The following is a 20,283-nucleotide window of genomic DNA, read 5'->3' on the forward strand; positions in this document are numbered from 1 at the left end:
CTGGGCTTCCTTATTTGAATGAAGGCCAGGATCGACCGATCCTGGCCAGTTGCCTGAGGCCATAGGCTATCGCAAAAGTTTCGTGGCCGCATAGGGCGCTGGCAAAGTCCGTCCAGGTTTGCGGGTGGCTCTCAGCAGGGGACGCGGCGGCAAAACAGGCGCGCTCCAGGGCGGCAAAGTGGGGTACAAGGGCGGGATCGCGACGACAGGGCAGGACATCGAGGCGGTGATGGGGCAGTGACCAGTGCAGGTGGGCCCACGCCAGCAAGCGGGCCCGGATCTGCTCGGTATCGGCCCGACACAGCGCCTGTTGCAGGCGATAGAAGGCGTGCCAGCGCGGCCCGTGGCGCCAGCAGGCGCGCAGCAGCAGAGCCCAGATGACCCACAGCAGGCTCTCGTCGTTCGGCCCATCCTGCGCCGGCTGCGACTGCGTGCCTGCGGCGATGTGCAGGGGCGTGGCGGGCAGCCGAGCATATTCGATGCGCCCGCGCTGGGTGTTGAACCAGGCCATCTCGATGGCGGGCAGCAGGTAGTCACCAGGTTCGTCCACGGTCAAGGCCTGGCGCCACTCGCGCTCGAAGCGCAGCGTCCCCTTGGCGAGATAGCGCTCCTGCTGCTGCTCCCCATCTGGCCTGGCCCTGATGCCGGCGGGCAGGCCGGATGAGCCGAGCAGGCGTGCCAGATTGAGGCGGCTGCCATCCCCCCCCTCCAGGGTGAGGGTCAGGGTACGGATCACCGGCTCACCCGCTCTGGCCGCCGTCGGGGGATCCAGCCGCTGACCCAGGGTGAGCTGGCTCGCCACCGGTTGCAGCGGGGGCTCGTCGATCTGCACGAACAGGGTGGCCGCCCGGGCCGAGAGCGGGTCACTGCCACCGTCATCTTGCGGCAGGCGCCCCTGAAAGCGGGGGGATTCCAGTGGATGGCGCCCCGCTTCTTTGGCCTGCAGCAGCCAGCTGCGGGTCAGGCGGCCGGGCAGACCGGGGCTTGCCGGTGGCTGCCACTGATCGTTGCCGAGGCGGCGAATGGTGAAGGCATCGCTGGCCGGCTCGGTGAGGTTGGGAGCCTCCATGTTGGCCGGCAGCCAGAGGCTGAGCTGATAGACAAACGGCTGGCCGGGGTAGAGCGGCCCCTGTTGCAGCACCCGGGCCTGCAGTTCGATGGGGGAGATGGCAGGCGTTGGCGCCAGGTTGCCGGCTTCGCTGCGTGGCGGAAAGGGGATGGATGGAGTCTGCTCCGCCCCCAGTGGCAGGGCCGGCACCTGCTGCGGGCTGGTATCCAGCAGGTGCAGGGGGATCTGCCACCGGGTCAGGCTCTGCTGCGGGGCGCTGATCCGGCTCATGGTCACCTTGCCCACCGCAAACTGGCGCAGCAGAGGGGTGATGGCAAGCTCATTGCTCTGGCGCTCGCCGTCCGCTTCGATGATCAGCAACCAGTCGCGGCGATCGGCCCCTGGCAGCAGCTCGGCCCGGGGCGGGGCGGCAAAAACCTGCGCCGTCATCAGCCAGAGCAGCAACAGGCACAGGGTATGGCAACGAGTGAAGAGGCAGCTCACCAGGGATCCTCTCCTTTCAGGTTGCCAGGGGCGAGGCCACGGTCGGCCTCCTGCTCGCGCCTGCGCTGATCTTCCTTGCGCAGCCGCTGCTCCAGCAGCAGGACGGGAGGTGACGGAGGCAGAGGAGCGTCCGGGGTAGCGGCCTGCTCGGGGGCATCGATGGGCTTGGGATCCTGCGCCTGTGGGGTTGCCTCGGGCGGCTGGGCGCGCAGCAAGGTCAGGTTGTAGCGCGCATCCTGATGGCTGGGTTCCAGTGCCAGCGCCGCCAGATAGGCCTGCTCGGCGGCCGCCAGCTGACCGAGCTGCACCAGGGCATTGCCCCGGTTGTAGTGGGCAGTGGCCGTGCTGGCCCGGCCATAGGCGGCGGCCGCCTTGGCGTAGTCGCCAGCCCGATACCAGGCATTGCCTTGCCAGACGGGATCCGCAAAGGTGCGGGCGGCCTCCTGATAGCGCTTCTGCAAGAAGGCCTGCCAGGCCTGATTGTCATGGGCAGCGGGCGGCAGGGCCGTTGGCGCCGGGCTGGCCTGCAGGGAGGGGGGCGTCAGCAAGAGCGCCCCCACCAGCACCAGCCAGAGGCTGCCAATGCGGGCCAGCAGCGCCAGCGGCAGCAGGGGCAGCAGCAGCCAGGGGCCGAGATCCATGGCCTGGTGTGTACCTATGCTCTGGCTCATGGGCAGGGGGGCAAAGCGTGGCGCCCCCTGTTGCAGCCACTGCAGTTGACCGCCGAGATCGCCGGCCAGCTGTTGCAGGGTGGCCACGTCGGGGGCCGGCAGGGCACGACCGAAGCCACCGCCTATGGTGGCGGGCAGGCGACTGGCCTGGCCGCTGTTGACCAGCAAGACGTCGAGGCGTGCCTGTACCTGGGCGTGGCAAAAGAGGCTGCCCTGGCAGGGCCACACCGCCTTGATCCGCTTGGCCTGACGGGCGGTCAGGTCATCGGTGATCAGCAGCAGGCGGGCCTGCTGGCCGGCGGGGATCTGCTTGAGTGCCAGCGCCACTGCACGCTCGGGCGCGCTGCCTTGCCTTGGCATGATGGCCGGGCGCAGGTCGGGTAGCAGCAGGGCGAGGGCCTGGTGATCCCGGGTTGGCGGCATGGCGAGGTAGGCATCCCCGGCAAACAGGATGAGGGCGATGGGATGGGCCGCTTCCTGCTGCACTCGGTCAGCCAATAAATCCTGCAGCAGCACCCGCACCCGGGTGGCCCGGTCTGGCAGCAGATCGGTGGCCAGCATGGAGCGGGAGAGATCCAGCAGCCAGATGTCGAGGGCCGGGCTCGGAACGCTCTGGCTCTGCTGGCGCAGGGCCGGGCCGCTCAAGGCCAGGATCAGCGGCAGGCAGGCCAGCCAGAGCCAGGGAAAATGGCGCCGCTGCCCAGGCAGCAGATAAGCCTGCATGGCGGGAGCCAGCAGCGGCGCCTGGCGACGACGGCGCCATCCCTGCCACAGCCAGGGCAGCAGGGCCAGCAACCAGAGCGGGCGCAGCAGAGTGAGCTCCATCATGGGGCGCCTCGGGACGGACTGTCAGGCACAGTGGCTTTGTGGCTCAGCCGCGTCGGCCAGCGCAATCGGGCGGGCCAGCTCAGCAGCAGCCAGGCCAGCGCCAGTGGCCAGGGGTAGAGCTCCTGGTTGGGACGATAGCGGGTCTGCGCGGTGGCGACGGGCTCCAGAGTATCCAGCGCCTGATTGATGACCTCGAGATCCCCCTGGGTGCGCGCCCGGAAGTAACGGCCATGGCCTACCTCGGCCAGCTGCTGCAAGAGGGCCTCGTCGAGCTCGGCACTGGGGTCGCTCTGGGCCGGGGCCTGGGCGGGAGTCATCGCCTCGGCAAAGGTATCCGGATCGGCGCCCACTCCCAGGGTATAGAGACGAATGCCTGCTGCGGCGGCCTGCTTGGCCTCGCGCAGGGGATCGGCGCTGCCGGCAGTGTTGCGCCCGTCGGTGACCAGCAACAGGGCGGTGGAGCGATCGGGGGCCTTGTGCTGGCGAGCAAGCAGGATGGCCTCGCCGAGGGCGGTGGTGCGTCCCACCAGCTCGAAATCGAGCTCGCGGGTCAGACCGAGCAGGGCGTTGGTCTCCTGGGTCAGGGGGGAGAGCAGGTAGGCATGATCGGCGAACACGATGAGGGCGATGCGATCGCCGGGACGGGCGGCGATGAGCCTGTCTATCTGCTGGCGCACCGCGCTGAGCCGGTCTTTTTGCTCCCCTTCATCCAGCATGTCCTGAGTGCGCATGCTGTCGGAAAGATCCACCGCCAGGATGAGATCCCGGCTGCTCTGATAGCTCACCTGAGGCGGCTCCTGCCACTGGGGACGGCAGAGCGCCAGCACCAGGGCGCACCAGCACAGCGCCATTCGCCACAGGGGCTGGCCGGCATGGGGGCGCAGCAGGGGAAAGCCGGCATGGGTCAATACGCCAGGATCATGTGCGCTGCTGGGGCGGGGCGGCAGACCAAAGCGCACCAGCAGCGGCAACACCAGCGCCAGGGCAAACCAGGGCCAGGCGAGGATCATGGCTCTCTCCCGGCGTGCGCGTCGCTGGTGCGAGTTCGCCTCCGTGGCCAGCGGGTGCGCAGGTCCAACAACCAGGCTGGCGGGCAGATGCAGTGACGTCCCCAGGCGAGGTAGGCCCGGCGCAGCGCCTGGCGCTGCTGCGCATCCGGGCTCTGACCGCCGTAGAGCCAGGCAGACCAGTGCGGGGCCAGCTCGCGAAAGCGGCTGCCCCCCAGAGGATCGAGCCCCAGAGAATCGAGAAAGGCGAGCCAGGGCGCGCCTTGCAGGGAAGCCGCCTCGGGCCAGCGGGGCAGCACAGCCTCGCGCAATACAGTCTGCAGTTGGGGCACCAGATCGGGGGCCTGCCAGTCGAGCTGCCGCCGCCAGCGGCGATAACGCAGCAGGCTCTGCACACCGAGGATGATGATGGCGCCGACCAGCAACGCGATCAGCAGCCACCACCAGCCCAGCAGACGGGGATCAGAGGCCAGCTGCAGCGGCGGGCCGGGGTGAATGTCGCGTAGCTGGGCCGCCAGCGGCGAGGTGGGGACGCTGCTGCCCGGCACGGCGCTGGCGAGCCAGTTCAGAATTGGCGGCATGCCCCCTCCTGCCACTGGCGTTGCAGCGGCTGGCCGTTGTCGAGCCGGTAGAGGCGTTGCACCAGCGGCAGCAGTTGCTGATGGCTCTGGCGGGCCAGCTGCTCGGCAGCCTCTTGATAGCGCCAGGCGAACCCCGGTTCGCCGGCCTCGAGCCAGCCGTTCTGCTGGCCGGCGCGCACCGCCAGACGCCCCTGGGCGGGCAGGGCTGCCTCCAGCGGATCCCGAATTTGCCAGCAATGCAGGTCGTGGCGCCGGCCGAGCAGTTGCAACTGGCGGCAGAGTGCCTCGTCGAGGGGGCTGTGATCGGTGATCAGGGTCAATCTGGCGCCGTGGGGCAGGTTGAGCCGGGCCAGGGTATGGGCCAGGGCGTGGGGGGGCGGCGTGCGCGCCAGCCCCAGCCGGTAGTGGTGGCAGAGGGCCTCCAGCAAGGGCACCAGGGGGCCGCGCTGGTGTTGCAGATGCGGCTCCACACCGTGGCAGATCAGGGTGTTGGCCTGCTTTTCCCCTTGCCAGAGCAGGGCGGCAGCCAGCTCGCAGCCCAGGCGCGCCTTGAGCTGGCGGCAAGAGCCGAAGTACATGGCCGGAGAGAGATCGAGCAACAGCCAATGGGCCTGATCCTGCTCCTCGCTGTAGAGCCGGGTATAGGGGCGACCGAGGCGAGCGGTCACCCGCCAGTCGATGTGGCGCACCTCGTCGCCGGCCTGATAGGCGCGCAGCTCGCGAAAGGTGAGCCCCGGCGTGCGGCCAAGTCGGCCCTGCGCCACCGGTTGAATGCGCGAGCGCGGCCCCTGCCGGGCCCACAGCCTGATCGCCAGCAGTCTGGCAAGCGGCAGGGCGATATCGGGATGGGCGAGGGGATCGACGGTGCTCGTCATGGCAGCAGGGCCCGCACAGAGGAAACGAGCGGGCTCAGGGGCATGGGATCGCATCCAGCAGCAGGGTGATGAGCGCCTCGTTGTCGAGGTTGTCCGCCAGCGCCTGATAACTGGGGATGAGGCGATGGCGCAGCACGGCCGGCGCCAGCTGCTGAATGTCTTCGGGCAGCACGAAATCCCGTCCGGCCAGCCAGGCCCTGGCGCGGGCCGCTCTGGCCAGACCTATGCTGGCCCTGGGGCTGGCGCCCACCGCGACAAGGGGTTCGAGTTCCGGGCACAGGCCACTGCCCGGGCGGGTGGCGCAGACCAGCTGCACCAGATAGTGCTCGAGGCGCCCCTGCATCTGCACCGCCTGTACCGCGCTGCGGGCCGCCAGCAGATCGGCCTGGCTCAGGGTGAGCGGCGGCGTCGGCAGGGTGTCGCCGCGGGCGTTGAGTTGAAGGATGGCCAGCTCCATGGCGGGGCTCGGGTAGTCCACCAGCAGCTTGAGCAAGAAGCGATCGAGCTGGGCCTCCGGCAGGGGATAGGTCCCCTCCTGTTCTATGGGGTTCTGCGTGGCGGCCACCATAAAGAGGGGCGGCAGGCGCCAGCTCTTCTTGCCCACGGTGATCTGATGCTCGGCCATCGCCTCCAAGAGGGCGGACTGCACCTTGGCCGGCGCCCGGTTGATCTCGTCCGCCAGCACCAGGTGGTTGAAGAGAGGGCCGGGCTGAAACACGAAGCTGGCATCCTGGGGATGAAACACCTCGCTGCCGGTGAGATCGGCAGGCAGCAGGTCGGGGGTGAACTGGATGCGGGCGAAGCGCCCCTCCACCGCGCCGGCCAGCGCCTTGACGGCCCGGGTCTTGGCAAGACCGGGGGCGCCTTCGATCAACACATGTCCTTCACATAACAGGGCGATCAGCAGCCCCTCGATGAGGGGGCCCTGTCCCAGAATTTGACTACCCAGATAGTCCCCAAGCTGTCTGAACTCGGCCGCTGCCATGCAATAAACCCGTTGTTTTCATAGAAGTTGATCTTTTTATACTCCAGTTGACGCACAAGGGCGAGGGAGGGGGCCAAGATGGCGGCAATTTAGTTTCAATCAGCCGTATGAAATTTGTGAGTGGATTGTTAAGATGTGGCGCAATGAGGTCAGACCTCTCCCTTTAGTCTTCTCGTTTAACCAAGGAGCCAGGATGAAAGAGCCATTGAAACTGACGACTCGCCAGGGCGAACGGATTGCCGTCGTGGCGGGTTTGCGCACTCCCTTTGCCAAGCAGGCCACCGCCTTTCACGGCGTGCCTGCGGTGGATCTGGGCAAACTGGTGGTGAGCGAGATGCTCGCTCGCACCGATCTCGATCCCAAGCTCATCGACCAGCTGGTGTTCGGCCAGGTGGTACAGATGCCGGAAGCCCCCAACATCGCCCGCGAGATCGTGCTCGGCACCGGCATGAGCGTCAGCACCGATGCCTATAGCGTGTCGCGCGCCTGCGCCACCAGTTTCCAGGCCGTCGCCAACGTCACCGAATCCATCATGGCCGGCACGGTGGATATCGCCATCGCCGGCGGCGCCGACTCCTCCTCCGTGCTGCCCATCGGGGTGAGCAAGAAGCTGGCCCGCGCCCTGGTGGATCTCAACAAGGCGCGCAATCTGCAGCAGCGTTTCAATATCCTGCGCCAGTTGCGGGTCAAGGATCTGCTGCCGGTGCCGCCCGCCGTGGCCGAGTACTCCACCGGTCTCTCCATGGGGCAGACCGCCGAGCAGATGGCCAAGAGCCACCAGATCAGTCGCGAGGCGCAAGATGCGCTGGCGCACCGCTCTCACACCCTGGCCGCGCAGGCCTGGGCCGATGGCAAGTTAAGTGGCGAGGTGTTCACCGCCCACGTGCCGCCCTACAAGTCGCCGCTGGAGCGAGACAACAACATCCGTGAAAGCTCGGATCTGGCGAGCTACGCCAAGCTCAAGCCGGTGTTTGACCGGGTACACGGCTCCGTCACTGCCGCCAACGCCACCCCGCTCACCGACGGCGCCGCCGCCGTGCTGCTGATGCGCGAAGGGCGGGCCCGCGAGCTTGGCCTCGAGCCGCTCGGCTATATCCGCAGTTTCGCGTTTTCTGCCATCGACGTGTGGCAGGACATGTTGATGGGCCCCTCCTACGCCACCCCGCTGGCGCTGGACCGCGCCGGCATCACGCTCAGCGATCTCACCCTGATCGACATGCACGAGGCCTTTGCCGCCCAGACCCTGGCCAACCTCAAGATGTTTGCCAGCAAAGAGTTTGCCCAGAGCAAGCTGGGTCGCGATCAGGCCATCGGCGAGGTGGACATGGACAAATTCAACGTCCTCGGTGGCTCGCTGGCCTTTGGTCACCCCTTTGCCGCGACCGGTGCGCGCATGATCACCCAGACCCTGCACGAGCTGCGGCGCCGGGGTGGGGGATTGGGGCTTAACACCGCCTGTGCGGCGGGTGGTCTCGGCGTGGCCATGGTGTTGGAGGTAGAGTGATGAGCGAGAAGACTTTTTCCCTGGCGGTGCGCCAGGATGGCATCGGCATTCTCACCATGGATGTGCCGGGCGAGAGCATGAATACCCTGAAGGCCGCCTTCGTGGAGGAGATCCGCGCGGTGCTGGCCGAGGTGAAAGCCAATAAAGAGCTGATCGGCCTGGTGGTGGTCTCTGGCAAGAAGGACTCCTTCATCGCCGGCGCCGACATCAGCATGCTGGCGGCCTGTACCAGCGCCAAGGATGCCGAGACGCTGTCGCGGGAAGGGCAGGTGATCTTCGCCGAGATCGAGTCACTGCCGATCCCGGTGATCGCCGCCATTCACGGCCCCTGCCTCGGCGGCGGGCTGGAGCTGGCACTGGCCTGCCATGGCCGGGTGGTCACCGATCACGGCAAGACGGTGCTCGGCCTGCCCGAGGTGCAACTGGGCTTGCTGCCGGGCTCCGGCGGGACTCAGCGTCTGCCGCGCCTCATCGGGGTGGCCAAGGCGCTCGATCTGATGCTGACCGGCAAGCAGGTGCGGGCCAAGCAGGCCAAGAAACTGGGGCTGGTGGACGACGTGGTGCCGCCCTCCATCCTGCTGGACGCCGCCATCAAGTTAGCCAAGAAGGGCAAGCCCCGTCACGAGCTCAAGCGGGATCTGCAGGGCAAGCTGCTGGAGACCAACAAGCTTGGCCGCAAGGTGCTGTTCGATCAGGCCCGCAAAGGGGTGAAGGTGAAGACCCGCGGCAACTATCCGGCCCCGGATCTGATCCTGGAAGTGGTGCGCATCGGGGTGGAAGAGGGGATGCAGGCCGGCCTTGCCGCCGAGTCCCGCCATTTTGGCGAGCTGGTGATGACCAGCGAATCCGCCGCCCTGCGCTCCATCTTCTTTGCCACCACTGAGATGAAGAAGGAGGTCACCTATCAGGGGGCCGAGCCGCGCAAGGTGGGTCACGCCGCCGTGCTGGGCGGCGGTCTGATGGGGGGCGGCATTGCCTTCGTCACCGCCACCAAGGCAGGCGTGCCGGTGCGGATCAAGGACGTGGCCAGCAGCGGCATCGGCAATGCCATGCGCTACAGCTACGATATCCTGGCCAAGAAGCTCAAGCGCCGCCAACTGCTGCGCAGCGAGCTTGAGAAGCAGATGAGCCTGCTGACCGGCACCCTCGACTACTCCGGTTTCCACCGGGTCGACATGGTGGTGGAAGCTGTGTTTGAAGATCTTTCCCTCAAGCACCAGATGGTGAAGGACGTGGAGCGTGAATGTGGCGAGCACACCGTGTTTGCCTCCAACACCTCCTCTCTGCCTATCCACCAGATCGCCTCGGCGGCGGCGCACCCGGAACGGGTGGTGGGGCTGCACTACTTCAGCCCGGTGGACAAGATGCCGCTGGCGGAGATCATCCCCCACGCCGGCACCAGTGCCGAGACGGTCGCCACCACCCTGGCCTTTGCCCGCGCTCAGGGCAAGACCCCCATCGTGGTCAAGGACGAGGCGGGCTTCTACGTCAACCGCATCCTGGCCCCCTACATGAACGAGGCGGCGCGCCTGGTGCTGGAAGGGGAGCCGGTGGAGGTGCTGGACGGCGCCCTGCTCGATTTCGGCTTCCCGGTCGGCCCCATCACCTTGCTGGACGAGGTGGGGATCGACGTGGGTGCCAAGATCTCCCCGATCCTCGAAAAAGAGCTGGGGGGCGAGCAGTTCCAGGCTCCGGCGGCCTTTGACAAGCTGCTGCAAAACGATCGCAAGGGGCGCAAGAACGGCAAGGGCTTCTACCTCTACGGCAAGGCGGCCCCGCGCAGCAAGCTCACCGGCAAGGAGGGCAAGAAGACGGTGGACGAGAGCGTCTACGGTGTGCTCGGCATCTCGCCCCAGGCCAAGCTGGCCAAGGCGGAGCTGGCCGAGCGCTGCGTGCTGATGATGCTCAACGAAGCGGCCATGGCGCTGGACAGCGGCGTAGTGGCCTCGGCTCGCGATGGCGACATCGGCGCCATCTTCGGTATCGGCTTCCCGCCGTTCCTGGGCGGCCCGTTCCGCTACATGGACAGCCTCGGCATCGAGCACCTGGTGGGGCGCCTTGAGCACTACCAGAAGCGCTACGGCGACCGCTTCGCCCCCTGCGATCGCCTCAAGGCGATGGCGGCGGAGCAGCTGCGCTTCTATTGAGTGCGCGCCGCTCGCTACAACAGGCCAACCGACAAGGAGGCGACCCCGGGGTCGCCTCTTTTTTTTCGGCACCGAGATGGAAAATGCGGGGGCAGCAGGCTGACAACTGGTTGAATCCCGTCCATATTTTTCCTCGGCAAGGGATAAATTGTTGATCCAACTCAAACTAGCCCCCTATTTATTACTTTGGTGGCATAGGACTCAGGCGCTGGTTGGGGTCAAATAGCATCATCAGGAACGGGGGGATAACCCCGTCACGAAAGGGACACCCATTTCACTGGATGAAGGACACATAATGAGTCTGCTTGAACAAACCATCTGGACTGTATTGGGATACGGGGCCATGCCCTTTATCTTCCTGAGCGGGTTTGTGGCGGTGGCAGTGACCTGCTGCCTGCTGCTCAATGCCTTCGGGGTCAAGTCCGCCGAGAAGTGATCCGCTTCTTTCGTTCATACCGCCAAATGCCAGTCTTCGGACTGGCATTTGTTTTTTGAGCCTTGGCAGGCAGTTATCTGCGGCCCAGGGGCCAAATGTGTGCTGCTTGAGGTCGAACCGGCCGCCGATTTTGATTACACTGGCGCGCAGTTTTTCGTTTCGGCCCGCTTCCCAAGGTATTCAAGGTTTTCTATGGCTCTCAAGGCAACCGTATTCAAGGCTCAGCTCAGCCTGTCCGACATGGATCGCAATCTGTATCAGGACTTCTCTCTCACCCTGGCCCGTCACCCCTCCGAGACCGACGAGCGGATGATGATCCGGCTGGCGGCCTTCGCCTGGCATGCCGCCGAGCGACTGGAGTTCACCAAGGGCCTCTCTGCCGATGACGAGCCGGAGCTCTGGCGCAAGAACTATTCCGACGAGATTGAACTCTGGATCGAACTCGGCCAGCCCGACGAGCGCCGTCTCAAGAAGGCGTGCAACCGCTCCCGTCATGTGGTGCTCTACCTCTACGGCGGCCGTGGCACCAGCGTCTGGTGGAAGCAGAACCAGGGCAAACTCGGCCTGCACGACAACCTCACCGTGATTGAGCTCTCCGACAGCCAGACCCTGCCGCTGACCGAGATGGTCGAGCGCACCATGCAGCTCACCTGCACCATCTCCGATGGTCAGCTCTGGGTGAGCAACGGCCGCCAGGAAGTGACTCTGGATCCCGTGCTGCTGATGGGAACCCCCGCCCGCGAACTGTAAAGGACTCGCCCATGTTCAGCGCGCTGCTCAATATCGTCATTCCGGTGTTTGCGGTGGTGGGGCTTGGCGCCCTCTACGGCAGGTTGCGTCCGGGCGGCGCGCTGGGTTACGTCAACCGGGCCAATATCGAGCTGTTCACCCCGGCGCTGGTGTTCTCGGCGCTGGTCAAATACCCGCTGGATCTGATGGCCCACCTGTCGCTCATCGCGGCGGGGGCCCTGGTGATCCTGCTGCCGGGGCTGCTGCTCTCCCTGCTCAGGCTTCGCAGCATCAGCCGACCGGCCCTGATCCTGCCCGCCATGTTTCGCAACACCGGCAACCTCGGCATTCCGCTGATGGTGCTGGCCTTCGGCGAGCAGCAGCTGGGCGCCATCATCATACTGTTCGTGCTCTCCAACCTGCTCCACTTCTCGGTGGGCATGTTCATCCTCTCGGCCAACACCTCCCGCTGGCTCTGGTTACGCAGCCCTGTGCTGTGGGCCGCCCTGGCGGGCCTGCTGGTGGCCAATCTGCACATCCCGCTGCCCGAATACCTGGTGACCAGCGCCTCCCTGCTTGGCCAGATCTCGGTACCGCTGATGCTGTTTGCCCTCGGTATCCGGCTGATGGAGGGGGAGCTGGATCATCTGGGGCTCGCCCTCAAGTGCAACCTGCTCTATCTGCTGGCCGGCGGCATCTCCCTGGGGCTGGCGGTCTGGCTGCTGCCGCTGCAACCGGCCTGGATCCCGCTGCTGATGCTGTCGGTGGCGCTGCCTCCGGCGGTGCTCAACTACATGCTGTGCGAGCAGTACCAGTGCCAGCCGGAGAAGGTGGCCAGCATAGTGCTCGGCGGCAATGCGCTCTCGGTCCTGGTGATCCCGCTGGCAGTCTGGCTGGCCCTGCATCTGGGCAGTTGAGGCGTCCTTTCTCACCGTTTTCGCGCCCACCGGATGATGTGGGCGGCCTGCTCCTTGGCTTTTCTCTTCCCCACTCTGCGCCAGCTCTCACTCCGGGATGCGGGGCGGGTGCAAGTTCCCTTTTCGTGATCCTCGGCGAAGTCGCTGCCGTCGAATTGGCATAGTATCTGGCCAGCATGAATCCCACCCGGGGTGGGAGCCAGGGGATTTACAACATGATGTCCGTCAGTAACCAATGTTTGTTGATGCAGATCCAGCCCACCATTTTGCGCTTTGCCAAGATGCTGGCCAGCGTGCTGCAACTGGAAGTGGAAATCGTGGACGCCAACATGGTGCGGGTGGCGGGAACCGGCCCTTACGGCAAGTTCTTCGGTCGCCAGCTGGAGGGGGACTCCCGCCTGTTGCGCTACGTCATCGAGCATCAGCGTGAGAAGATCGTCACCCACACCAGCGAGGATCCGGTCTGCGAGGGGTGCAGCTGCAAGGAGAGCTGCCGGGAGCGGGCCTTCCTCGGGGTGCCCATCATGGTGGAGGAGAACTGCATCGGGGTGATCAGCCTGGTGGCCTTCAACCCGGAGCAGCAGGCCCGTCTCAACAACAACCTGCAGGAGGTGTGCGACTATGTGCAGCACATCTCCAGCATCTTCGTGGCCAAGCTGCTCGACTCGCGCGGCCTGTCGGACGGGGTCAACAAGGTCTTTCTGAGCCTGATGAACCACATGGATCAGGGCTGCCTGCTGCTCGATGAGAAGAGCCAGGTGCTTTACGCTAACGAGGTCGCGCTCAAGCAGCTCAACTGCCAGCAAGAGGCGCTGCTGGGCTGCGAGATAGGGCTGCGCCCGCTCACCTTTGCCCAGCAGGGGTTGACCGGCCACCTGCAGCACATCGTCACCCTGGGGGATCGTCAGGAGCTGATCATCGGCCAGTTGCACCACGTGCAGGGTCAGCAGCTGTTTCTGATGGCGTTTCACCAGTCTCACGGCACGCCGAACCCGCCGCTGGAGCCCGATGAAGGGGTCAGCATGCTGATCGGGGAGAGCAAGCCGATGCGGGCCCTGAAAAAGCTGCTCCATCGCATCGCCCTGAGCCCCTCCAGCGTGCTGGTGTGCGGCGAGAGCGGCACCGGCAAGGAGGTGGTGGCCCGCGCCATCCACCGGCTCAGCCCTCGCCGCGACAAGCCCTTCATCGCCATCAACTGCGCCGCCATCCCCGAGCAGCTGCTCGAGAGCGAGCTGTTCGGCTACGTGAAGGGGGCCTTCACCGGGGCTTCTAGCACCGGCAAGCAGGGGCTGATCCAGGCCGCCCAGCAGGGCACTCTGTTTCTCGACGAGATAGGGGACATGCCGCTCACCATGCAGGCCAAGCTGCTGCGGGTGCTTGAGCTGCGGGAGGTGACCCCCATCGGTGCCAGCCGGCCGGTGCCAGTGGACATTCGCATCATAGCCGCGACCCATCAGCATCTGGAGCAGTACATCGCCGAGGGCAAGTTTCGCGAGGATCTCTTCTATCGCCTCAACGTCATCCCCATCCACCTGCCGCCCCTGCGCGAGCGGGAGGGGGACGTGGCGCTGCTGACCCACTACTTCCTCAACCTGCACACCAGCCGCATCGGCCTGCTGTATCCGGGGCTGAGCCCGGAGGTGATGGCTCTGCTCGAAGGTTACCGCTGGCCCGGCAACGTGCGCGAGCTCAGCAATCTCATCGAGTACCTGGTGAACGTGGTGCAGGCGGGGGAGGTGATCGAGAGCATCCTGCTGCCCCCCAACATCCTGCGCAACCAGCGCAGTGGGGCGGACGAGCCGCCTCGGAGCACGGTGCAGATCGCGCGCATGCCGCTCTCGCCCGACCCTTATCCCCATGGCGTGCTGGCCGACCCTGCGCTCAGCCCTGCCGCTGGCAACCCGGCATCTGCTAGCGGGACGCCCTGGTCATCGCCAGAGGCAAGCCCGTTAGAGCCGGCTGCCGGCCAGGTCGAGCGCGGGTTGGCGCTGCCACTTGGCGAAAACGGGCTGGAGAACATGGAAAAGCAGATGATAGAGGAGACCCTGCTGCGTCTTGGCAACAAGAAGCTGGCCGCCCAGGCACTCGGGATCGGCATCGCCACCCTCTATCGCAAGATAAAGAAGTACGAGATAGCCGTGCAGGCCTGATCCCGCAGCGGGTCGCCTGGCGGCCCCGCTTGACCGCGCCGCGACCGACAATCGCGGCGTTATCATTATGAGAATGTGGTCCCGCTTTCTATCAATTGGCAGGCTCTGGTGATAGCCGGACTGATAATTATCAGGGCCGGCTTGGCCTTCTCTCACACTATTCTCGCGCTATTTCAGTGGCGCTCAGTCATCAGCTTGAAAATAAGCTGGTCCACCTGCCTTGGCAGGGCGCCATATAGCCTCAGGCTGTGCGCCGGCTCAAATTCAAGACGCCTTTTCTGGTTATTCCCCGCTTATTTATGCGTTGGCACGCTTATTGATTGCCCTTATTTGACGCTGACCGATGAACTCACCCAATGGCCCTTGTTTCGGTGACCTGTGAGTGGAAGGGGAGCAATGCATTTCTCATCAACAGATTGGGGCTAACGATGAAAGCAGTGAACCAGTTAATCAAAGAGATCAATGAACTCAAGTCCAACCTGCATGAAAAAGACTTCCTGCTGACCTGGGAGCAGACCCCTCAGGAGCTGGCGCTGGTGCTCAAACTGGCCGAGGCCCTCAAGGGACTGCGCGCCGAAAACATCGCCACCAAGCTGTTCAATACCGGTCTTGGCATCTCGGTGTTTCGTGACAACTCCACCCGTACCCGTTTTTCCTACGCCTCCGCCCTCAACCTGCTCGGCCTGACCCAGCAGGATCTGGACGAGGGCAAGTCCCAGATTGCCCACGGCGAGACCGTCCGTGAAACCGCCAACATGATCTCCTTCTGCGCCGACGCCATCGGCATTCGCGACGACATGTACCTGGGGGCCGGCAACGCCTACATGCGTGAAGTGGGCGCCGCGCTCGACGAGGGGTTCGAGAAGGGGGTACTGCCCCAGCGCCCGGCGCTGGTCAACCTGCAGTGCGACATTGATCACCCGACTCAGTCCATGGCTGATCTCGCCTGGTTGCAGGAGCACTTCGGCAGCCTCGAGAACCTCAAGGGCAAGAAGATTGCCATGACCTGGGCCTACTCGCCGAGCTACGGCAAACCGCTCTCCGTGCCGCAGGGCATCATCGGTCTGATGACCCGCTTTGGCATGGACGTGACCCTGGCCCACCCGGAAGGGTATGACCTGATCCCGGACGTGATCGAGGTGGCAAAGGAGAATGCCAAGGCCTCCGGCGGGAGCTTTCGTCAAGTCACCTCCATGGAAGAGGCATTCAAGGATGCCGACATCGTCTATCCCAAGTCCTGGGCTCCCTATCAGGTGATGGAGCAGCGCACCGAGCTGCTGCGGGCCAACGATCATGCGGGCCTCAAGGAGCTGGAGCAGCATTGCCTGGCACAGAACGCCAAGCACAAGGATTGGCACTGCACCGAAGAGATGATGGCACTCACCAAGGGGGGCGAGGCGCTCTATATGCACTGCCTGCCGGCGGATATTTCCGGCGTCTCCTGCAAGGAAGGGGAAGTGAGTGAAGGGGTATTCGAGAAATACCGGATCGCCACTTATAAAGAGGCGAGCTGGAAGCCCTATATTATCGCCGCCATGATTGTCGCCCGTAAATTCTCGGCACCGGGCGCCGCCCTCGAAGGCTTGATAAAAGAGGCGCAAAAACGCGTCAAATAATGGCCTGGCCGGGCGGGAAATAAGTCCCGCCCGGCCGTCGTCATCACGCAATGATTGTCACGGGTTCTCTCCCCGGGGCGCTTTTCACTCGATGATCCCCGGCGAGATGACTCTTTGCGAGGTATTCATGTCCCAATTTTCCCTGAAGATGGAGATTGCCGATAACCGTTTCTTTACCGGTGAGTCGCTGCCCCTGTTTTCCCGTGCGCAGGCGCAAAAGGCCCGCGCCTTTCATAAAAAACTGGCCGGTTATGAGCCCACCCCCCTGTGCGATCTGACAGCGCTCGCCGGCTATATCGGGGTGAAGAACATCCTAGTGAAGGATGAGTCCAAACGCTTTGGCCTCAACGCCTTCAAGATGCTGGGGGGGGTCTACGCCATCGCCAACCTGCTCTGTGAAAAATACGGGGTGGCGGTAGAGGATTTCACCTTCGATCTCATCAAGCGCACCATCAAGGAGCCGATGACCTTCGCCACCACCACCGACGGCAACCACGGTCGCGGCGTCGCCTGGGCCGCCAAGCAGGTGGGTCAGCATGCGGTGGTCTACATGCCCAAGGGCTCGGCCCAGGAGCGAGTGGACCACATCCTGGCGCTGGGGGCCGAGTGCATCGTCACCGACATGAACTATGACGATACCGTGCGCCTGACCATGAAGATGGCCGAGGAGCGCGGCTGGTACATAGTGCAGGACACCGCCTGGGAGGGGTACACCAAGATCCCGACCTGGATCATGCAGGGCTACGCCACCCTGGCCGACGAAGCGGTCGAGCAGATGCAGGCCATGGGCATCAAACAGCCCACCCACGTGCTGCTGCAGGCTGGGGTCGGGGCGCTGGCGGGCGGCGTGCTCGGCTATCTGGTGGACTGCTTCGGGGCGAAGAATCTGCACAGTATCGTGGTCGAGCCGGATCAGGCCGACTGCATCTACCGCTCCGGCGTGGCGGGGGAGATGGTCAACGTGGGGGGCGACATGCGCACCATCATGGCCGGCCTCGCCTGCGGCGAACCCAATCCCCTCGGCTGGCCGGTGCTGCGCGGCTGCACCACCCAGTTCATCTCCTGTCACGACAAGGTCTCGGCGCTCGGCATGCGCGTGCTCGGCAACCCCCTTGGCGATGATCCCCGCATCATCTCCGGCGAATCCGGCTCGGTCGGCACTGGCGTGCTGGCGGCGGTGCGTCACCACCCGGATCGCGCGGCGCTGATGGCCCGGCTGGGGCTCGATGAGCAGTCGGTGGTGCTGGTGATCAACACCGAAGGGGACACCGACGTGGCCCATTACCGGGAAGTGGTGTGGGAAGGCAAGCACCCCGCCTGCGACTAATCCCTGCGAGAACAGAGACACGAATTGAAGAACTGATCGCGCCTCACTAACGGGGCGCGGTAACGGGCACAGGGCGCTGCTGACGAACAGGCCGCGCACTCTCAGTTGTTATGGAGAATCACAATGAGCAAGCAAATTCCGTTTGAAATGGTGTTGGAGAAGGCTTACCAGTACAAGGCCGAGATGACTCAGTTCCTGCGCGACATGATCGCCATCCCGAGCGAGAGCTGCGATGAAGAGCGGGTGGTGCTGCGCATCAAGCAGGAGATGGAAAAAGTCGGCTTCGACAAGGTGGAGATCGACCCCATGGGCAACGTGCTGGGCTATATCGGCCAGGGCCCGCACCTGATCGCCATGGATGCTCACATCGATACCGTAGGGGTCGGCAACATGGCCAACTGGACCTTCGATCCCTATGAGGGGATGGAAGATCACGAGATCATCGGTGGCCGTGGCGCCTCCGATCAGGAAGGGGGCATGGCCTCCATGGTCTATGCCGGCAAGATCATCAAGGACCTGGGACTGGAAGACGAGTACACCCTGCTGGTGACCGGCACCGTGCAGGAGGAGGACTGCGACGGCCTCTGCTGGCAGTACATCATCGAGCAGAGCAAGATCCGCCCCGAGTTCGTGGTCAGTACCGAACCCACCGACTGCCAGATCTACCGTGGCCAGCGTGGTCGCATGGAGATCCGCGTGGAGGTGCAGGGGGTCAGCTGCCACGGCTCCGCGCCGGAGCGCGGTGACAACGCCATCTTCAAGATGGGCCCCATCCTGGGCGAATTGCAGGAGCTGAGCCACAACCTCGGCAACGACGACTTCCTCGGCAAGGGCACCCTGACCGTCTCCGAGATCTTCTTCACTTCGCCAAGCCGCTGCGCCGTGGCGGACAGTTGCGCCGTCTCCATCGACCGCCGTCTCACCTGGGGCGAGACCTGGCAAGGTGCGCTCGACGAGATCCGCGCCCTGCCTGCGGTAAAAGCCGCCGGTGCCGAGGTTTCCATGTACCAGTACGACCGTCCGGCCTACACCGGCCTGGTCTACCCGACCGAGTGCTACTTCCCGACCTGGAAGGTGGAAGAGGATCACATCACGGTCAAGACCCTCTCCAAGGCGTACACCCAGCTGTTCAACAAGGCGCCGGTGGTGGACAAGTGGACCTTCTCGACCAACGGGGTCTCCATCATGGGTCGCCACGGCATTCCGGTCATCGGTTTTGGCCCGGGTAAAGAGCCGGAGGCCCACGCGCCGAACGAGAAGACCTGGAAAGAGCATCTGGTCAAGTGCGCCGCCATGTACGCCGTGATCCCCATGCTCTATCTGGCTGAGCTGGACAAGTAAGGGGTCTGCCGGGCGGTGACTCTCATCACCGCCCGGCTGTTGCATGTGTGGTAAGTGCCCCGTCTTTAGCAGGCGGGGCCTTGCTGTTTGACGCGATCGGATGTGCGAGGGGGTGGGGATGAAACGGCTGATCAAACACGGTGTGCTGGTCGATGCGCAGGGTGAATATCGTCAGGATCTGCTGATCGAGAACGGGGTGATCCTTGAGCGCGCCGCCGCTATCGAGCCCGATGGCGAGACCGAGCTGATCGATGCCAGCGGCTGCTACGTGATGCCGGGCGGTATCGACGTCCATACCCACTTCAACATAGATGTCGGGATTGCCCGCAGTTGCGATGACTTTTTCAGCGGTACCCGTGCCGCCGCCTGTGGTGGCACCACCACCATCGTCGATCACATGGGATTTGGCCCGGCGGGGTGCAATCTGCATCACCAGCTGGCCCGCTATCACGACTACGCCGCCACACAGGCGGTGATCGATTACAGCTTTCACGGCGTTGTTCAGCATGTGGATGACGCCATCCTCCACGAGATGGCCGCCATGGTGCAGGAGGAGGGGATCAGCAGCTTCAAGCTCTACCTCACCTACCAGTACAAGCTGGGGGACCACGACGTGCTGCGCGCCCTGGCCCGCCTCAAGGAGGTGGGGGCGCTTGCCACCGTCCATCCCGAGAACGATGCCGCCATCGCGGCGCGCCGGGCTGCTCTGCTGGCCGCCGGCCACTGTGAACCCTGGCATCACCCGCAAAGCCGCCCATTGGAGTGCGAGGCGGAGGCGATCGCCCGGATGATCAATCTGGCGGGTCTGGCGGGCAATGCGCCGCTCTATATCGTCCATCTCTCCAATGGCTTGGGGCTGGAGTATCTGAAACTGGCGCGCCGTCAGGGCCAACCGGTCTGGGTGGAGACCTGCCCGCAATACTTGCTGCTCGATGAGCAGTGTTATTACAAGGAGAACGGGGTCGACTATCTGCTGAGTCCGCCGCTGCGTGGGCGTAGCGAGCAGGACAAGCTGTGGGTCGGTATCGCTGCTGGCGACATCGATACGGTGGCGACCGATCACTGCAACTTCTCCCACGCCCAGCGCATGACCCTGTCAGGCGGTGATTTCAGCCGCTGCCCCAACGGCTTGCCCGGGGTCGAAAACCGGATGCTGCTGCTGTTTGCCCACGGGGTGCTGGGGGGGCGCATCTCGCCATCGCGCTTCGTGGCGCTCACCAGCGCCAACCCGGCGCGCCTGTTTGGCCTCTGGCCGCGCAAGGGCAACCTGCAACTGGGGTCTGATGCCGATCTGGTGCTGATGGATCCCCGCGATGACACCCTGATTTCTCACCCACTGCTGCATGACAACGGCGACTACAGCCCCTACGAGGGGATGCATTGCCCCGGCCGGATCAGGCTGACCCTGAGCCGTGGCGAGATAGTCGCTCGCGATGGCGAGTTCCTCGGGCGCCGTGGTCATGGCCGGTTTTTGGCCAGAGCGCCCTTTGACCCGGCGTTGGCGCCGGATCGGCACTCGCCTTGCCCCGCGGTTGCAGGCTGACAAGCAGTTCGCATCCCGCAAAGTCACGAGGTTATTTGAACAACGAAAGGTGGGCCGGTATCGCGCCGGCTTGT

General features: G+C 64.7%; 16 protein-coding genes. 10 read left to right on the forward strand and 6 right to left on the reverse strand.

Features of this window, described 5'->3' with window-relative positions:
• Positions 1–10: 10 nt before the first annotated feature.
• Genes ACPW75_RS07975 through ACPW75_RS08000 form a run of 6 tightly spaced genes read right to left on the reverse strand, consistent with a single transcriptional unit; the run spans position 11 to position 6,499 of the window.
• Positions 11–1,498: a hypothetical protein gene (locus ACPW75_RS07975; protein WP_370539138.1), complete on the reverse strand. Its 1,488-nt coding sequence runs from the start codon at positions 1,496–1,498 to the stop codon at positions 11–13.
• 50 nt (positions 1,499–1,548) lie between these two features.
• Positions 1,549–3,048, reverse strand: a complete 1,500-nt coding sequence (locus ACPW75_RS07980) for a tetratricopeptide repeat protein (protein ID WP_077095490.1) — start codon at positions 3,046–3,048, stop codon at positions 1,549–1,551.
• On the reverse strand, positions 3,048–4,061 hold the full coding sequence (locus ACPW75_RS07985) for a VWA domain-containing protein (protein ID WP_077095489.1): 1,014 nt from the start codon (positions 4,059–4,061) through the stop codon (positions 3,048–3,050). The genes ACPW75_RS07980 and ACPW75_RS07985 overlap by 1 nt, the downstream gene beginning before the upstream one ends.
• Complete coding sequence (locus ACPW75_RS07990; RefSeq protein WP_077095488.1) at positions 4,058–4,639, reverse strand: DUF4381 domain-containing protein; 582 nt, start codon at positions 4,637–4,639, stop codon at positions 4,058–4,060. The genes ACPW75_RS07985 and ACPW75_RS07990 overlap by 4 nt, the downstream gene beginning before the upstream one ends.
• Positions 4,624–5,514: a DUF58 domain-containing protein gene (locus tag ACPW75_RS07995; RefSeq protein WP_179101323.1), complete on the reverse strand. Its 891-nt coding sequence runs from the start codon at positions 5,512–5,514 to the stop codon at positions 4,624–4,626. Before ACPW75_RS07995 ends, ACPW75_RS07990 begins: the two co-directional genes overlap by 16 nt.
• A 34-nt stretch (positions 5,515–5,548) precedes the next feature.
• The gene (locus ACPW75_RS08000) at positions 5,549–6,499 is read right to left on the reverse strand and encodes an AAA family ATPase (RefSeq protein WP_043123155.1); all 951 of its coding nucleotides are present in this window, start codon (positions 6,497–6,499) and stop codon (positions 5,549–5,551) included.
• A 193-nt stretch (positions 6,500–6,692) separates the two neighbouring features.
• On the opposite strand from ACPW75_RS08000, the gene fadI reads away from it, so the two are divergent.
• The 10 genes from fadI (at position 6,693) to hydA (ending at position 20,209) form a co-directional block, all read left to right on the forward strand.
• Positions 6,693–8,003: an acetyl-CoA C-acyltransferase FadI gene (gene fadI / locus ACPW75_RS08005; RefSeq protein ID WP_077095486.1), complete on the forward strand. Its 1,311-nt coding sequence runs from the start codon at positions 6,693–6,695 to the stop codon at positions 8,001–8,003.
• Positions 8,003–10,150 carry a fatty acid oxidation complex subunit alpha FadJ gene (gene fadJ / locus ACPW75_RS08010; RefSeq protein WP_077095485.1) on the forward strand — a complete coding sequence of 716 codons (2,148 nt, stop codon included), beginning with the start codon at positions 8,003–8,005 and terminating at the stop codon, positions 10,148–10,150. Before fadI ends, fadJ begins: the two co-directional genes overlap by 1 nt.
• A gap of 295 nt (positions 10,151–10,445) precedes the next feature.
• Complete coding sequence (locus ACPW75_RS08015) at positions 10,446–10,586, forward strand: TIGR02808 family protein (RefSeq protein WP_005301193.1); 141 nt, start codon at positions 10,446–10,448, stop codon at positions 10,584–10,586.
• A gap of 192 nt (positions 10,587–10,778) precedes the next feature.
• Complete coding sequence (locus ACPW75_RS08020; protein ID WP_016350817.1) at positions 10,779–11,336, forward strand: YaeQ family protein; 558 nt, start codon at positions 10,779–10,781, stop codon at positions 11,334–11,336.
• Positions 11,337–11,347: 11 nt separating this feature from the next.
• Positions 11,348–12,232: an AEC family transporter gene (locus ACPW75_RS08025; protein WP_010633898.1), complete on the forward strand. Its 885-nt coding sequence runs from the start codon at positions 11,348–11,350 to the stop codon at positions 12,230–12,232.
• A 215-nt stretch (positions 12,233–12,447) separates the two neighbouring features.
• A complete protein-coding gene (locus ACPW75_RS08030; protein WP_077095484.1) occupies positions 12,448–14,382 on the forward strand; it encodes a sigma 54-interacting transcriptional regulator in 1,935 nt (644 codons plus the stop codon).
• A 428-nt stretch (positions 14,383–14,810) separates the two neighbouring features.
• A complete protein-coding gene (gene ygeW / locus ACPW75_RS08035; RefSeq protein WP_011706019.1) occupies positions 14,811–15,998 on the forward strand; it encodes a knotted carbamoyltransferase YgeW in 1,188 nt (395 codons plus the stop codon).
• Between the two features lie 127 nt (positions 15,999–16,125).
• The gene (dpaL, locus tag ACPW75_RS08040; RefSeq protein ID WP_077095483.1) at positions 16,126–17,325 is read left to right on the forward strand and encodes a diaminopropionate ammonia-lyase; all 1,200 of its coding nucleotides are present in this window, start codon (positions 16,126–16,128) and stop codon (positions 17,323–17,325) included.
• 123 nt (positions 17,326–17,448) lie between these two features.
• Complete coding sequence (locus tag ACPW75_RS08045; RefSeq protein WP_077095482.1) at positions 17,449–18,666, forward strand: YgeY family selenium metabolism-linked hydrolase; 1,218 nt, start codon at positions 17,449–17,451, stop codon at positions 18,664–18,666.
• 118 nt (positions 18,667–18,784) lie between these two features.
• A complete protein-coding gene (gene hydA, locus ACPW75_RS08050) occupies positions 18,785–20,209 on the forward strand; it encodes a dihydropyrimidinase (RefSeq protein WP_077095481.1) in 1,425 nt (474 codons plus the stop codon).
• The last annotated feature ends 74 nt before the right edge of the window (positions 20,210–20,283 follow it).

It is taken from the genome of Aeromonas sp. FL131, from assembly GCF_049860615.1.
GTDB lineage: Bacteria > Pseudomonadota > Gammaproteobacteria > Enterobacterales > Aeromonadaceae > Aeromonas > Aeromonas hydrophila.